We start from the raw sequence: 14,885 nt of genomic DNA on the forward strand, positions 1-14,885 counted from the left end.
GCCACCGTTGCCGGAGCCGCCGCCGCGCGAGCGGCGCGAACGGCGCGGCTTGGCGGCGGACGACGGTGCGGCCGGCTCGGGAACGGCGATGACCACGGCGACCCCGGACGGCTCACGAGCTCCGGTGATCTTCACCAACTCCTCGTCCGTGGAACGGACTTGGGTGGTACGGGGCTGCACCTTGGCATCGCGCATCAGTCGCTGCACGTCGCGCTTCTGCTCGGGCAGCACGAGCGTGACGACGCTGCCGGACTCGCCGGCGCGGGCCGTGCGGCCGCCGCGGTGCAGGTAGTCCTTGTGCTCGGTGGGCGGGTCCACGTTCACCACGAGGTCGAGGTCGTCGACGTGGATGCCGCGCGCCGCGACGTTGGTGGCGACCAGGGCAGTGACCCGGCCGTCCTTGAACTGCTCCAGGGTGCGGTTGCGCTGCGGCTGGCTGCGGCCGCCGTGCAGCGGCGCGGCGAGCACGCCGCTGGCCAGCAGCCGCTTGGCGAGCCGGTCGGCGGAGCGCTTGGTGTCGACGAAGAGGATGACGCGGCCTTCGCGGGCGGCGATGCGCGCGGTGACGGCCTTCTTGTCGGTCTCGTCGAGCACGTGCAGGACGTGGTGCTCCATGGTCGTGACGGCGCCCGCGGACGGGTCGACCGAGTGCACGACGGGGTCGGTGAGGAACTGGCGCACCAGCCGGTCCACGTTCCGGTCCAGCGTCGCGGAGAACAGCATGGTCTGACCGCCCGGCGCGACCTGCTTGAGCAGCGCGGTGACCTGCGGCATGAAGCCCATGTCGGCCATCTGGTCGGCCTCGTCCAGGACGGTGATCCGGACCTGTCCGAGGGCGCAGTCGCCGCGCTCGATGAGGTCCTTGAGGCGTCCGGGGGTGGCGACGACGACCTCGGCACCGCGGCGCAGCTGGCCCGCCTGCCGGGAGATCGACATGCCGCCGACGACGGTGGCCATCCGCAGGTGGAGCGAGGTGGCGTACGGGGTGAGGGCGTCGGTGACCTGCTGGGCGAGCTCGCGCGTGGGGACGAGGACGAGCGCCAGCGGCGTCCTGGGCTCGGCCTTGGCACCGGCGGTGCGGGCGAGCATGGACAGCCCGAAGGCGAGGGTCTTGCCGGAGCCGGTGCGGCCGCGGCCGAGGAGGTCACGTCCGGCCAGCGAGTTGGGCAGCGTCGCGGCCTGGATCGGGAAGGGCTCGGTGACGCCCTGCGCCGCGAGGGTCTTCAACAGGGCGGCGGGCATGTCGAGTTCGGCGAAGGCGTCGACCGGGGGCAGCGCGGGAGTGGTGTTCTCCGGCATGGTGAACTCGCGCGGCGGCGTGGGCTGTTGCCTGCGCTGCTGCTCGGGGGCGCGTCGCTGCCCTGCTGCTGCGGGACGGGCGGGGCGACGGCGGGACGGGCGGGCTGAGCTGGCCATGCGGCATGCCTCTTCCGGGGACGGGGACAGCATGAGCCGGGGCCCGCACCGTGAAGGTGCGGGCCCCGGCCCGGTGATGCTGGATCAGGCGGGGAGGATGTTCTCCGCCTGCGGGCCCTTCTGGCCCTGCGTCACGTCGAACGTGACCTTCTGGCCCTCCTGGAGCTCGCGGAAGCCCGAGGTGGCGATGTTCGAGTAGTGGGCGAAGACGTCGGCGCCGCCGCCGTCCTGCTCAATGAAGCCGAAGCCCTTTTCCGAGTTGAACCACTTAACGGTACCGGTGGCCATGAAATTCTCCTTGAAACAGGTAGCAGCCCCCCATTCCGAGAACGCCCCGGCAAAACAATAATGCGCCTGAGGAACATTCCCGTCAGGCGCACATAAAGTCTATGGGTACCAAAACTGCAACATCACGATCGTAGCATGACCCTTCACCGTGCCGCGATCCCGTCCAGCACCATGGTCAGGTACTGCCGCGCGATCTCCTCGGGACGGTGCTGCCCGCCGGGGCGGTACCAGGACGCGGCCACCCATACGGTGTCGCGCACGAACCGGTAGGTGAGGCGGATGTCGAGGTCGGCGCGGAACTCCTGGTCGGCGACCCCGCGCTCCAGCGTCGTCAGCCACGTCTCCTTGAAGCGGCGCTGCGACTGTGCGAGGAAGTCGAACCGGTCCTGCGCGACGAGGTGCCGGGACTCCTTCTGGTAGATCGCGACGGCGGCGCGGTGCCGGTCGATCTCCCGGAAGGACTCGGTGACGAGCGCCTCCAGGGTCGGGCGCGGGCCAAGCCCGGCCGCCAGGACGGCGTCGTAGCCGGACCAGAGCTCGTCGAGGAAGGTCCGCAGGATCTCCTCCAGCATCGATTCCTTGGAGTCGAAGTGGTAGTAGAGGCTGCCGGCGAGCATGCCCGCGTGGTCCGCGATCTTACGGACGGTGGTGGCGTTGTAGCCCTGGGCGGCGAAGACCTCCGCGGCGGTGTCCAGGATCTCGCGGCGCCGCTCGGGCGAGGCGCCGGCCTGGGACTTCTTGGCTGCCTGGGGCTTCTTCGTCGCCGGGGGCGTCTTCTTCGTAGGCACGCGCCCATTGTGGTCCGTGCGGTCACGGTCCGTGCGGGGTGTCACCGGGTCACCGCCAGGATGCCGGCGAGGGAGGCCCGCGAGCCCTCCAGGGCCTCGATGCGTTCCTCGATGTCCCGCAGTTGGTCGCGGAGCATCGGCGTCAGGCACGGCTCGACCTCGGCCTCGCTGCCGCACACGCAGTCCAGGACCTCGCGGATGACCCGGGTGGGCAGGCCGGCGGCGAGGAACGCGCGGATGCGGCGCACGGTCGCCACCAAGGTCGGCCTCCTGCGGCCCTCCTCGCAGGACTGGGTGGTGCACGGCCATCCCGCCTACCTGCGCCAGCAGGCCGAGCTGAGCCTGCGCCGGCTGCGCACCGAACGGATCGACCTGCTCCAGCTGCACCGGCTCGACCCCGACTATCCGGTGGCCGACCAGATCGGCGCGCTCCGGCAGCTCCGGGACGAGGGCAAGGTCCGCCACATCGGCCTGTCCGAGGTCACCGTCGACCAGTTGCGGCAGGCCCGGGAGGTCGCCCCGATCGCGAGCGTGCAGAACCACTACAACCTCGGCGCCCGCGACCACGACGACGTCGTCGACCACACCGCCGCGCACGGCATCGCGTTCCTGCCGTTCTTCCCGATCGCCGCGGGTGGGCACGCCGGGCCCGACAGTCCGGTCGCCGAGGTGGCCCGTGCGGTGGGCGCCACCGCCGCCCAGACGTCCCTGGCCTGGCTGCTGCACCGCGCCCCGAACGTGATCCCGATCCCCGGTACGACGTCCGTCGCGCACCTGGAGGAGAACGTGGCGGCGCTCGACGTCACCCTGACCGAGGAGCAGTTCAAGCAGCTCGGCGGGGGAAGCTGACGACGGCGGTGGGCCCTGCGGCGTACACCTCGCACGCTTCCGTGACGTGGGCGGCGTCGTACCTGCCGAGGGGCCGTCCCGCGACCCGGGCGCCGGCCGTGCCGAGCGCGACGACGAGCGCCGGGGACGCGAGTGACAGCCGTCCGCGGACCACGGCCACGGACGGGGGTACGGGGAGGGCGTCCCGTCGCCACATGACGTTGAAGTTGACGACGGGCCCGCCGAGCAGCCGGCAGTCGGTGGGCACGTCGCCCGCGAAGTCCCCGGGGACGTAAGGGGTGTCGACGAGGTGCGGGACCCCTGCGACGGTCAGTTCCATGCCGTCGCCCTCGGCCATCGTGAGGGTGCGCTCCACGCCGGGGAACGCGGAGAACGGGCCGTCGGCCGCCACCTCCGCGAGGCTGACCCGCCACTGGAAGGTGTCCATGCCCGCACCCTGCGGGAACCCGGCGATCTCCCGCGTGACGCCGCCGCCGTTCTTCCAGGCGACGGCGGCGCGGTCGGCGGCGGGCAGCAGGCGTACGGCGGTGTCGATCATGAGCGCCGAGGTTACGCCGGCGGGCCCGCTCCGACCAGCCGTCTCAGGTGTGGCCAGGTCGTGCGCCGCAGTACGGGGTGGCGGCGCCGGCGGTCGCCTTCGGCGGGCGGGGCCCGTAACGATGGCTCAGGCGCCGCCCGCGTCATGGAACGCCGGCAACGAGAACACCCGCTCCTTGCCCTCCTCCGGCATCAACTCCACCAGCGGCAGCACCAGTTCCCACAGGTCCTGCTTGTCGACCTCCCGGGCCAGGGCGTCCAGGTCGGCCTCCGGCAAGGAGCCCGCGGCCCCGGCGACGACGACCCGCGACTCCTGCGGAAGCACGTCCACCAGCGGCAGGAACTCGCCCCACAGCCCGGTCGCCACCACGGCCCGCACCACGGCGGCGAGCACCTCGGCGTCCCGGAGCGAGGGCAGCGCGGCCACCGCGCGGCGCCGGTCGTCGTCCAGCAGGGCGACGAGCGGCAGCAGCGACTCCCACAGGCCCTGCTCCGCGACGGCGCCCACGAGCGACTCCAGGCGCTCCTCGGACTGGTCCGCGGCGAGCTCGGCGATCCGGCCGCGCTGTGCGCCGGTGACCATCCCGGCCACGGCGAGCGCCTCCGCCCACAGTCCGTCCCCGGCGGCGGAGCCGATGACCCGGGCCAGCCGTTCGTCGCCCATCAACTCGACGACCCGGCCGAGCCGTTCGGGCCGGTCGATCAGGAACCCGGTGCGCAGGACGGCGGCGTCGTCGACCTGCGGCAGGATCCGGCCGAGGGCCGAGTCCCGCAGGTGCCCGACGAACCGGCCCATCGTCACGTGGTCGCCACGCGCGGCCAGTTCGACCGCGATGCGCACCAGGAGGTCCTCGTCGAGCCGGTCGACGATCCCGGGGATGCGGCGCGGGTCGAGGTGCGCGCAGGCCTCGGCGGTGAAGGCGACGGGCAACTTCTCGATGATGTCGGCGGCGCGCTGCGGGTCCAGGCGCCCGGCGACGGCGGCGGCCAGGCGGGGCCCGAGGGCCTTCTGCGAGATCGCGGCGGCGACCCCGGCCGGCACGAGTTTCGTGGCGGCGGCGATCCGGTCGAGCATGTCGGGTGCGCGGTCGAAGAGCGCGGCGACGCACTGCGCGCGAAAGGCCCTCAGCTCCTCGACGGGCAGGGCGCCGAGGAAGCCGAGCCGCTCGGGCTCGACGCCCAGCGCCCGTGCGGTCTTGAGGACTTCGGCCCGGTTCTTCAAGGTGTCCGCGGTCACGGTGTCCACGGTCGGGTCTTCTCCCACGGTCGGGTCATCTCCCACGGTCGGGTCTCCTAACGGAACAGAATCCGGCGGACGGGCCCGCGCGCGAGTGCGGGCACCAGCTTGAGTGCTTCCTCGGCCGCCTCGTTGAGCCCCGCGGCGCGGCTGTCGTGCTCGCGGCGCAGCGCGTCGGCGAGTACGGCGCTCTGCTCGTTGGTCAACTCCCGGAAGGATGCGGGGGGTTGGGCGCCGAGCTCCTGGTCCAGTCGTGCCGGTGCTGCGTCGCTCACGGGGCCTCCCGGGTCGTGACGGCGGTGGGTGCGGCGGTGGGACGGTGACTCGGCCCGAGACTGGCCCTCGTTTGACTTTTAGTCAATAGCGGGCGCAGGCATCCACCCCGCGCGGGCGCCCGCTTACTCTTTCCCGCATGAAACGCGCAGGCTGCCTGGTCCTCTCGCTCCTCGCCGTGGCCCCCGTCGCCACGGCGGCCGTCTACCTGCTGTCCCCCGACAGCAAGGACGACGGCTCCTCCGCCCTGCCCGGCCTCTCGGCCTCCTCCACGGCCGGCGGCGACGGCAGGTCGGCCGCGGAGCGCAAGGCCGACGACGAGGTGATCGCGGACCTGCCGCCGGGCCTCGCGGCGCCCAAGAAGAAGGAGCTCGCGCAGCAGATCGTCGCCAGCGCGGAGAACTCCACCCTCGACTGGCGCGGCCAGTACGGCTACATAGAGGACATAGGCGACGGCCAGGGCTACACCGCGGGCATCATCGGCTTCTGCACCGGCACCCATGACCTGCTCACCCTGGTCGAGCGCTACACCGACGACCACCCCGGCAACGGCCTGGCCCGCTACCTCCCGGCCCTGCGCAAGGTCGACGGCACGCAGTCCCACGAGGGCCTCGACCCCGGCTTCACGGCGGCCTGGAAGGCGGAGGCCGGCAAGAAGGCCTTCCGTGCCGCCCAGGACGAGGAGCGCGACCGCGTCTACTTCGACCCGGCGGTCCGCCTCGCCAAACTCGACGGACTCGGCACGCTCGGCCAGTTCGTCTACTACGACGCGATGGTCTTCCACGGCCCGGGCACCGGCCCCACCGGCTTCTACGGCCTGCGCGAGGCGGCCATGAAGGAGGCCGACACCCCCTCGCAGGGCGGCCGGGAGAAGGCGTACCTCGACATCTTCCTGGACCTGCGCCGCAAGGCCATGAAGCAGAAGAAGTCCGACATCGACACCTCCCGCATCGACACGGCCGAGCGCCGCTTCCTCTACGACGGGAACCTGTCGCTGAAGACACCGCTGACCTGGAAGGTGTACGGGGAGACGTACAAGGCGCCCTGACGCGAACGCACCGCGACGCCCACCCGGTCGTCCGGTCGGGGACAGTGGGGCAGGCGTCGCGCTCAGTTCCGTACGCCGTTGTACGGGACGTCTATTGACGGGGCGTCAGTGACGGCGCCCCACCGGATCACACCATGAGGGCGCGGTCCGTCGGCTTGATCGGCGCCGGGAGTTCCGAGACGCCGGTCAGGAAGCGGTCGACCCCGCGGGCCGCCGAGCGGCCCTCGGCGATCGCCCACACGATGAGCGACTGGCCGCGGCCCGCGTCACCGGCGACGAAGACGCCGGGGACGTTGGTCTGGAAGTCGGCGTCGCGCTCGATGTTGCCGCGCGCGTCGAGGTCCAGGCCGAACTGGGCGACGAGGCCGTTCTCCTGGTCCGTGCCGGTGAAGCCCATGGCCAGCGTCACCAGCTGGGCGGGGATCTTGCGCTCCGTGCCCGGCTTCGGCGTCAGCTTGCCGTCGATGAACTCGACCTCGGTGAGGTGCAGCCACTGGACGTTGCCGTCCTCGTCGCCCTCGAAGTGGGTCGTCGAGACGGAGTAGACCCGCTCGCCGCCCTCCTCGTGGGCCGAGGTGACCTTGTAGAGCATGGGGAAGGTCGGCCAGGGCTGACCCGCGTTCCGCTCGTCGCCCGGGCGCGGCATGATCTCCAGCTGCGTGACCGAGGCGGCGCCCTGGCGGTGGGCGGTGCCCACGCAGTCGGCGCCGGTGTCGCCGCCGCCGATCACGACGACGTGCTTGCCCTCGGCGGTGATCGGGGGCGCCACGAAGTCGCCCTCCTGCACCTTGTTGGAGAGCGGCAGGTACTCCATCGCGAAGTGGATGCCGTTCAGGTCACGGCCCGGGACCGGCAGGTCGCGCGAGATCGTGGCGCCGGCGGCGACGACCACGGCGTCGTAGCGCTTGCGCAGCTTGGCGGCGTCGGTGTCGCGGCCGACCTCCACCCCGGTGCGGAACTTGGTGCCCTCCGCGCGCATCTGCTCGATGCGGCGGTTTATGTGGCGCTTCTCCATCTTGAACTCGGGGATGCCGTACCGCAGCAGGCCGCCGATGCGGTCCGCGCGCTCGTAGACGGCGACGGTGTGACCGGCCCGCGTCAGCTGCTGGGCGGCGGCGAGACCGGCCGGGCCCGAGCCGATGACGGCGACGGTCTTGCCCGACAGGCGCTCGGGGATCTGCGGGGCGACGTCGCCCCGGTCCCACGCCTGGTCGATGATCGAGACCTCGACGTTCTTGATGGTCACGGCCGGCTGGTTGATGCCGAGCACGCAGGCCGACTCGCACGGGGCCGGGCAGAGCCGGCCGGTGAACTCGGGGAAGTTGTTCGTCGCGTGCAGGCGCTCCTGCGCGGCCGACCAGTCCTCGCGGTACGCGAAGTCGTTCCACTCGGGGATCAGGTTCCCGAGCGGGCAGCCGTTGTGGCAGAACGGGATGCCGCAGTCCATGCAGCGCGAGGCCTGCTTGCTGATGATGGGGAGCAGGGAGCCGGGAACGTAGACCTCGTTCCAGTCCTGCACGCGCTCGCCGACGGGGCGGGTCGTGGCGACCTCGCGCCCGTGGTTGAGAAAGCCCTTGGGATCAGCCATTGGTCGCCGCCTCCATCATCTTCTCGGTGATCTCGGTCTCGGTCAGACCGTCTCGCTCGGCGGCGTCCTTGGCGGCGAGCACTGCCTTGTACGTACTGGGGATGATCTTGCTGAAGCGCTCCACGGCGCTGGTCCACTCGGCGAGCAGCTTCTCGGCCACCGTCGATCCGGTCTCCTCCGCGTGGCGGCGCACCACGTCGTGCAGCCACTGCCGGTCGGTGTCGTCCAGGGGCTCGACAGCGCCCTGGCTGGTGACGTTGACGTTGTGGAGGTCCAGGTCGATGACGTACGCGATGCCGCCCGACATGCCGGCCGCGAAGTTGCGGCCCGTCTCGCCGAGGACGACCGCGTGGCCGCCGGTCATGTACTCGCAGCCGTGGTCGCCCACGCCCTCCGAGACGACCGTGGCACCGGAGTTGCGGACGCAGAAGCGCTCGCCGGTGCGGCCGCGCAGGAACAGCTCGCCGCCCGTCGCGCCGTACGCGATGGTGTTGCCGGCGATCGTCGAGTACTCGGCGAGGTGGTCGGCGCCGCGGTCCGGGCGGACGATGATCCGGCCGCCGGACAGGCCCTTGCCGACGTAGTCGTTGGCGTCGCCCTCCAGGCGCAGCGTCACGCCGCGCGGCACGAAGGCGCCGAAGGACTGGCCGGCCGAGCCGGTGAAGGTGATGTCGACGGTGTCGTCGGGCAGGCCCGCGCCACCGAACTTCTTCGTCACCTCGTGGCCCAGCATGGTGCCGACCGTGCGGTTGATGTTGCGGATGGCGACCTGGGCGCGCACCGGCTGGGCGTCCGCCTGGTCGTTCGCGGCCAGCGCGTCCGCCGCGAGCTTGATCAGCTCGTTGTCCAGGGCCTTCTCCAGGCCGTGGTCCTGCGTGATCACCTGGTGGCGCGCGGCGCCGTCCGGCAGTTCGGGAACGTAGAAGAGCGGCTCCAGGTCGAGGCCCTGCGCCTTCCAGTGGTTCACGGCCCGCTCGGTGTCGAGGAGTTCGGCGTGGCCGACGGCCTCCTCGATGGTGCGGAAGCCGAGCTCGGCGAGGAGCTCGCGGACCTCTTCGGCGATGAACTCGAAGAAGTTCACGATGAACTCGGGCTTGCCGGAGAACCGGTCGCGCAGCGTCGGGTTCTGGGTGGCGATGCCGACCGGGCAGGTGTCCAGGTGGCAGACGCGCATCATGACGCAGCCGGAGACGACGAGCGGCGCGGTCGCGAAACCGAACTCCTCGGCGCCCAGCAGCGCGGCGATGAGGACGTCGCGGCCGGTCTTCAGCTGACCGTCGGTCTGCACGACGATGCGGTCGCGCAGGCCGTTGAGCAGCAGCGTCTGCTGCGTCTCGGCGAGGCCGAGCTCCCAGGGACCGCCGGCGTGCTTGAGCGAGGTGAGCGGCGAGGCGCCCGTACCGCCGTCGTGGCCGGAGATCAGGACGACGTCCGCGTGCGCCTTGGACACACCGGCCGCGACCGTGCCGACGCCGACCTCGGAGACCAGCTTCACGTGGATGCGGGCCTGCGGGTTGGCGTTCTTGAGGTCGTGGATCAGCTGAGCCAGGTCCTCGATGGAGTAGATGTCGTGGTGCGGCGGCGGGGAGATCAGGCCCACGCCCGGCGTCGAGTGACGCGTCTTGGCGACCCACGGGTAGACCTTGTGGCCGGGCAGCTGACCGCCCTCGCCGGGCTTGGCGCCCTGGGCCATCTTGATCTGGATGTCGTCGGCGTTGACCAGGTACTCGCTCGTCACGCCGAAGCGGCCGGAGGCGACCTGCTTGATGGAGGAGCGGCGTGCCGGGTCGTACAGCCGGTCGGCGTCCTCGCCGCCCTCACCGGTGTTGGACTTGCCGCCCAGCTGGTTCATGGCGATGGCGAGGGTCTCGTGGGCCTCGCGCGAGATGGAGCCGTACGACATGGCGCCGGTCGAGAACCGCTTGACGATCTCGGAGACCGGCTCGACCTCGTCGATCGGGATCGGCTGACGGTCCGCGGACTTGAAGCCGAACAGGCCGCGCAGCGTCATCAGGCGCTCCGACTGCTCGTTCACCCGGCCCGTGTACTTCTTGAAGATGTCGTAGCGGCGCGAGCGCGTCGCGTGCTGGAGGCGGAAGACCGTCTCCGGGTCGAACAGGTGCGGCTCGCCCTCGCGGCGCCACTGGTACTCGCCGCCGATCTCCAGCGCACGGTGCGCGGGCGCGATGCCGCTCGCCGGGTACGCCTTGGCGTGGCGGGCGGCGACCTCTTCGGCGACGACGTCGAGGCCGGCGCCGCCGATCTTGGTGGCGGTGCCGTTGAAGTACTTCTCGACGAAGGCCTCCTGGAGGCCGACGGCCTCGAAGACCTGGGCGCCGCGGTAGGAGGCGACGGTCGAGATGCCCATCTTGGACATGACCTTCAGGACGCCCTTGCCGAGCGCGTAGATGAGGTTGCGGATGGCCTGCTCGGCCCCGCCGTCCTCGTCGGCGTCGAGGAACGTGCCGGCGCGGACCAGGTCCTCGACCGACTCCATGGCCAGGTACGGGTTGACGGCCGCGGCGCCGAAGCCGATCAGCAGCGCGACGTGGTGGACCTCGCGCACGTCACCGGCCTCGACGAGCAGACCCACCTGGGTGCGCTGCTTCGTGCGGATGAGGTGGTGGTGGACGGCGGCGGTGAGCAGCAGCGACGGGATCGGCGCGTGCTCGGCGTCGGAGTGCCGGTCGGAGAGCACGATCAGGCGGGCGCCGGCCTCGATGGCGGCGTCGGCCTCGGTGCAGATCTCGTCGATGCGGGCGGCCAGCGCGTCGCCGCCGCCGGAGACCCGGTAGAGGCCGGACAGGGTCGCGGCCTTCATGCCGGGCATGTCGCCGTCGGCGTTGATGTGTATGAGCTTGGCCAGCTCGTCGTTGTCGATCACCGGGAAGGGCAGGGTGACCGAACGGCAGGAGGCGGCGGTGGGCTCCAGCAGGTTGCCGGCCGGGCCGAGCGAGGAGCGCAGCGAGGTGACGAGCTCCTCGCGGATGGCGTCCAGCGGCGGGTTCGTGACCTGCGCGAACAGCTGGGTGAAGTAGTCGAAGAGCAGACGCGGGCGCTGTGAGAGGGCCGCGATCGGGGTGTCGGTGCCCATCGAGCCGATCGGCTCGGCGCCGGCCTTGGCCATCGGGGCGACGAGGATGCGCAGCTCTTCCTCGGTGTAGCCGAAGGTCTGCTGGCGGCGCGTGACGGAGGCGTGCGTGTGCACGATGTGCTCGCGCTCGGGCAGGTCGGAGAGCTCGATCTCGCCGGTCTCCAGCCACTCGCCGTAGGGCTTCTCGGCGGCGAGACCGGCCTTGATCTCGTCGTCCTCGATGATGCGGTGCTCGGCGGTGTCGACGAGGAACATCCGGCCGGGCTGCAGCCGGCCCTTCTTGACGACCTTCGCGGGGTCGATGTCGAGGACGCCGACCTCGGAGCCGAGGACGACGAGGCCGTCGTCGGTGACCCAGTAGCGGCCGGGGCGCAGACCGTTGCGGTCGAGAACGGCGCCCACCTGGACACCGTCGGTGAAGGTGACGCAGGCCGGGCCGTCCCAGGGCTCCATCATGGAGGCGTGGTACTGGTAGAACGCCCGGCGGGCCGGGTCCATGGAGTCGTGGTTCTCCCACGCCTCCGGGATCATCATCAGGACGCTGTGCGGAAGCGAACGTCCACCGAGGTGCAGCAGTTCGAGCACCTCGTCGAAGGACGCGGAGTCCGAGGCGTCCGGCGTACAGATCGGGAAGATCCGCTCCAGCTTCTCCGTACCGAAGAGCTCGGAGGCGAGCTGCGACTCGCGGGCGCGCATCCAGTTGCGGTTGCCCTTGACGGTGTTGATCTCACCGTTGTGCGCGACGAAGCGGTACGGGTGCGCGAGCGGCCACGACGGGAAGGTGTTCGTGGAGAAGCGCGAGTGGACGAGCGCGATCGCGGACGCGAAGCGGCGGTCGGACAGGTCCGGGAAGAAGGGCTCCAGCTGGCCGGTGGTCAGCATGCCCTTGTAGACGATGGTGCGGGCGGAGAGCGACGGGAAGTACACGCCGGCCTCGCGCTCGGCGCGCTTGCGCAGCACGAACGCCTTGCGGTCGAGCGCGATGTCCTTGTTGGTGCCGTCCGCGACGAAGATCTGCCGGAAGACCGGCATCGTCGAGCGGGCGGTGGCGCCCAGCAGCTGCGGGGCGACGGGGACCTCACGCCACCCGAGGACGTTCAGGCCCTCTTCGCCGGCGATCGTCTCGAGCTGCGCGACGAAGGTCTCGGGGTCGGCCTCCGGCAGGAAGGCGATGCCTACGGCGTACGAACCCGCTGCGGGCAGGTCGAAGTCGACCGCCTCGCGCAGGAAGGCGTCCGGAACCTGGGACAGGATGCCCGCTCCGTCGCCCGAGTCGGGCTCGGAGCCGGTGGCACCGCGGTGTTCCAGATTGCGCAGAACGGTGAGCGCCTGCTCGACCAGCGTGTGGCTCGCCTCACCGGTGAGGGTGGCCACGAAGCCGACGCCGCAGGCGTCGTGCTCGTTGCGCGGGTCGTACATGCCCTGGGCGGCAGGGCGAGCATCCATGTGCGACCAGTTCAGGCCGTTGTTGGAGTGCTGGGACGGCTGGCGCGGCGTACGCATCGGCTCTCCCGTCGTCGTCGTGGCATTTGCTGTGCCGAGGGACGACGTTGGCCCTCTGCGGAGTACTGCGAAAGTACTGCTGAATTACTGCAAAGTTCATGCGGCTGCAAAATTTCGTGCAGGTTACATGATGGAGCGAATCTCGGAAACCGGAAACTTCGTTCCAACATGCGGACACCGCGGGTGGCGGCGGAGGGAGACCCTGGCGGACAGATCGATGACCGGGGGGCCGATGAGCCGGAGGTGCGCCGCGGGCCTCATTGCCCACAGCGCTTACGGCTCATGCCCCGTGGTCAAGTAATCGAAACCGTCCAGTAACGACTACTTATGCAAGGCCTTGTATAGCCATCTTCCGGCCGTGACCGGCGAACCGTCAACCTATTGCCGTTCCGAAAAGACTGCCCAGGAGATACGTCACACCCGCCGCGGCGCCGCCCAGGGCCAACTGCCGCAATCCGCTGAACCACCACGACCGCGCCGTCACCCGGGCCACCACGGCCCCGCAGGCGAAGAGCCCGATGAGCGCGAGCACGACGGCCGGCCACAGATCGCTCGCCCCCAGCAGGTACGGCAGCACGGGAATCAGAGCGCCCAGCGCGAACGAGCCGAAGGACGAGACGGCGGCCACCATCGGTGACGGCAGATCGCCCGGGTCGATGCCGAGCTCCTCGCGGGCGTGGATCTCCAGGGCCTGCTCCGGGTCGCGCGACAGCTGCCGGGCGACCTCGCGCGCAAGGTCCGGTTCGACGCCGCGCGAGGCGTACAGCTCGGCGAGCTCGCGCTCCTCGTCGGCCGGGTGCTTCCTCAACTCGCGCCGCTCGACGTCGAGTTCGGCCTCGACCAGCTCCCGCTGGGAGGCGACGGAGGTGTACTCGCCGGCCGCCATGGAGAAGGCGCCCGCGGCGAGCCCCGACAGCCCGGTGATGATGACGGTCTGCTGCGAGACGGCCCCGCCGGCGACGCCGGCCATCAACGCGAAGTTGGACACGAGGCCGTCCATCGCACCGAACACCGCGGGGCGCAGCCAGCCCCCGTTGACATCGCGGTGGGTGTGGTTGTCCCGGTGCGCGTCGTGGAGTGTCGCCTCGGTCTCGATGATGGCCATGCCTGTGTTCCCCGCTCCCCTGCGATGCCTGTTCTACGAGCTCGAAAGTACGCGCGGAAAAACGGCCGCGCTAGCAAGGAAGGCCGTACTTACCTGCGGTTTTGCGCCCTGCGCAACGCACTCGGCGGCCGCTGACCTCGACTGCCCGACGGCTCTTCCCCCTCACCCGTGAGATGGATCACGTGAGAGGTCCGTTGACGGACCGGGAAACCTGAACGCAACATCTGTAAACGTTTCCAGTTCCCGGAAACGTTTACAGCAATCGGATTTTCGCTGACACAAGGGGGCAGAGCGGTGGCGAGGACAGCGGTGTCACCAGGGGGCGGCCAGCCCACGATCGTCTCCATCGCGGAGCGGGCGGGCGTCTCGATCGCCTCCGTCTCGCGGGTGCTGAACGGTCTCGGTGCCCGCCGCGACACCGTCGAGCGGGTCGAGCGCGCCGCCTCCGAGCTCGGCTACGTGCCGAACGCGGTGGCCCGCTCCCTCAAGGGCGGCCGCACCCGCCAGCTCACCTTCGCGATGCCCGACATCGGCAACCCGGTCTACGTGGCGATGGTCCGCGCCATCCAAGGCGTGGCGAAGGCGGCCGGATACCGCCTGCTGCTGCACTCCACGGACGCCGTCGTCGACGACGAGCTGGCCGTGCTGCGCAGCCTCGGCGACCGCACCAGCGACGGCCTCATCATCTGCCCCATCCGCATCACCGACGAGCACATCGAGGCGCTGCGCACCGCGGCCGGCCCCGTCGTGGTCATAGGCTCCCTGCCGGACGGCGTGCCCGTGGACAGCGTGCGGGCCGACTCCGTCGCGGGCGCATCGCTCGCCGTGCGCCATCTCCACGACACCGGGCGGCGCCGGATCGCCTTCGTCAACGGCCCCTGCGACACGGTCCCCGGCCGCAACCGCGAGGCGGGCTACCGGGCCGCGCTCGCCGACTGCGGCCTCGTATACGACCCGGCGCTCGTCGTGCACACCGACTTCGGCATCGAGTCGGGCGCCGAGGCCACGGACCGCCTGCTCGCCGCCGCCCCCGACGCGGTGTTCTGCGCCAACGACCAGCTCGCCCTCGGCGCCGCGCGCGCCCTGCACGCCCGCGCCCTGCGCATACCCGAGGACGTCGCCGTGGCGGGCATGGACGACAGCGTGCTCGCGCAGGCCG

At 71.0% G+C, this 14,885-nt stretch carries 13 protein-coding genes; 3 read left to right on the forward strand and 10 right to left on the reverse strand.

The window, feature by feature from the left end; genetic code table 11:
* The 4 genes from G3I40_RS32005 to G3I40_RS47510 form a co-directional block, all read right to left on the reverse strand.
* A partial coding sequence (locus G3I40_RS32005) for a DEAD/DEAH box helicase (RefSeq protein WP_239092063.1) occupies positions 1 to 1,299 on the reverse strand: 1,299 nt, incomplete at its 3' end.
* Positions 1,300 to 1,500: 201 nt separating this feature from the next.
* Complete coding sequence (locus tag G3I40_RS32010) at positions 1,501 to 1,704, reverse strand: cold-shock protein (RefSeq protein WP_005318814.1); 204 nt, start codon at positions 1,702 to 1,704, stop codon at positions 1,501 to 1,503.
* A gap of 143 nt (positions 1,705 to 1,847) precedes the next feature.
* The gene (locus tag G3I40_RS32015; protein ID WP_343245082.1) at positions 1,848 to 2,402 is read right to left on the reverse strand and encodes a TetR/AcrR family transcriptional regulator; all 555 of its coding nucleotides are present in this window, start codon (positions 2,400 to 2,402) and stop codon (positions 1,848 to 1,850) included.
* A gap of 131 nt (positions 2,403 to 2,533) precedes the next feature.
* Positions 2,534 to 2,749: a hypothetical protein gene (locus tag G3I40_RS47510; RefSeq protein WP_343245079.1), complete on the reverse strand. Its 216-nt coding sequence runs from the start codon at positions 2,747 to 2,749 to the stop codon at positions 2,534 to 2,536.
* Between G3I40_RS47510 and G3I40_RS32020 the strand changes: the two genes are divergently transcribed.
* Positions 2,730 to 3,341 (forward strand): aldo/keto reductase, encoded by a 612-nt coding sequence (locus G3I40_RS32020; RefSeq protein ID WP_239092061.1) that lies wholly within the window; start codon positions 2,730 to 2,732, stop codon positions 3,339 to 3,341. The genes G3I40_RS47510 and G3I40_RS32020 overlap by 20 nt on opposite strands.
* Here the strand turns inward: G3I40_RS32020 and G3I40_RS32025 are convergent.
* From G3I40_RS32025 to G3I40_RS32035, 3 genes are all read right to left on the reverse strand, one after another.
* Complete coding sequence (locus G3I40_RS32025) at positions 3,316 to 3,879, reverse strand: HutD family protein (protein WP_164306120.1); 564 nt, start codon at positions 3,877 to 3,879, stop codon at positions 3,316 to 3,318. The genes G3I40_RS32020 and G3I40_RS32025 overlap by 26 nt on opposite strands.
* A gap of 126 nt (positions 3,880 to 4,005) precedes the next feature.
* Complete coding sequence (locus tag G3I40_RS32030) at positions 4,006 to 5,160, reverse strand: hypothetical protein (protein ID WP_343245080.1); 1,155 nt, start codon at positions 5,158 to 5,160, stop codon at positions 4,006 to 4,008.
* Positions 5,161 to 5,171: 11 nt separating this feature from the next.
* Positions 5,172 to 5,390: a hypothetical protein gene (locus G3I40_RS32035; protein WP_164306121.1), complete on the reverse strand. Its 219-nt coding sequence runs from the start codon at positions 5,388 to 5,390 to the stop codon at positions 5,172 to 5,174.
* A gap of 137 nt (positions 5,391 to 5,527) precedes the next feature.
* Between G3I40_RS32035 and G3I40_RS32040 the strand changes: the two genes are divergently transcribed.
* Positions 5,528 to 6,436: a chitosanase gene (locus G3I40_RS32040; protein ID WP_239092062.1), complete on the forward strand. Its 909-nt coding sequence runs from the start codon at positions 5,528 to 5,530 to the stop codon at positions 6,434 to 6,436.
* A gap of 127 nt (positions 6,437 to 6,563) precedes the next feature.
* Here the strand turns inward: G3I40_RS32040 and G3I40_RS32045 are convergent, their stop codons facing one another.
* The 3 genes from G3I40_RS32045 to G3I40_RS32055 form a co-directional block, all read right to left on the reverse strand.
* A complete protein-coding gene (locus G3I40_RS32045) occupies positions 6,564 to 8,024 on the reverse strand; it encodes a glutamate synthase subunit beta (protein WP_164306122.1) in 1,461 nt (486 codons plus the stop codon).
* A complete protein-coding gene (gltB, locus tag G3I40_RS32050; RefSeq protein WP_164306123.1) occupies positions 8,017 to 12,621 on the reverse strand; it encodes a glutamate synthase large subunit in 4,605 nt (1,534 codons plus the stop codon). The genes G3I40_RS32045 and gltB overlap by 8 nt, the downstream gene beginning before the upstream one ends.
* A gap of 373 nt (positions 12,622 to 12,994) precedes the next feature.
* Positions 12,995 to 13,726, reverse strand: a complete 732-nt coding sequence (locus G3I40_RS32055) for a VIT1/CCC1 transporter family protein (protein ID WP_164306124.1) — start codon at positions 13,724 to 13,726, stop codon at positions 12,995 to 12,997.
* Between the two features lie 294 nt (positions 13,727 to 14,020).
* Here G3I40_RS32055 and G3I40_RS32060 point away from each other — a divergent pair.
* The coding region (locus G3I40_RS32060) for a LacI family DNA-binding transcriptional regulator (RefSeq protein WP_343245081.1) at positions 14,021 to 14,885 on the forward strand (865 nt) is incomplete at its 3' end.

Source organism: Streptomyces sp. SID14478 (genome assembly GCF_010548525.1).
GTDB lineage: Bacteria > Actinomycetota > Actinomycetes > Streptomycetales > Streptomycetaceae > Streptomyces.

What these genes read in the sequence shown, in the direction of transcription:
- G3I40_RS32010 (WP_005318814.1), bottom strand. Translation starts at nt 1,704, where the DNA reads ATGGCCACCGGTACCGTTAAGTGGTTCAACTCGGAAAAGGGCTTCGGC.
- G3I40_RS32020 (WP_239092061.1), top strand. Translation starts at nt 2,730, where the DNA reads ATGCGGCGCACGGTCGCCACCAAGGTCGGCCTCCTGCGGCCCTCCTCG.
- G3I40_RS32025 (WP_164306120.1), bottom strand. Translation starts at nt 3,879, where the DNA reads ATGATCGACACCGCCGTACGCCTGCTGCCCGCCGCCGACCGCGCCGCC.
- G3I40_RS32040 (WP_239092062.1), top strand. Translation starts at nt 5,528, where the DNA reads ATGAAACGCGCAGGCTGCCTGGTCCTCTCGCTCCTCGCCGTGGCCCCC.
- G3I40_RS32045 (WP_164306122.1), bottom strand. Translation starts at nt 8,024, where the DNA reads ATGGCTGATCCCAAGGGCTTTCTCAACCACGGGCGCGAGGTCGCCACG.
- gltB (WP_164306123.1), bottom strand. Translation starts at nt 12,621, where the DNA reads ATGCGTACGCCGCGCCAGCCGTCCCAGCACTCCAACAACGGCCTGAAC.
- G3I40_RS32055 (WP_164306124.1), bottom strand. Translation starts at nt 13,726, where the DNA reads ATGGCCATCATCGAGACCGAGGCGACACTCCACGACGCGCACCGGGAC.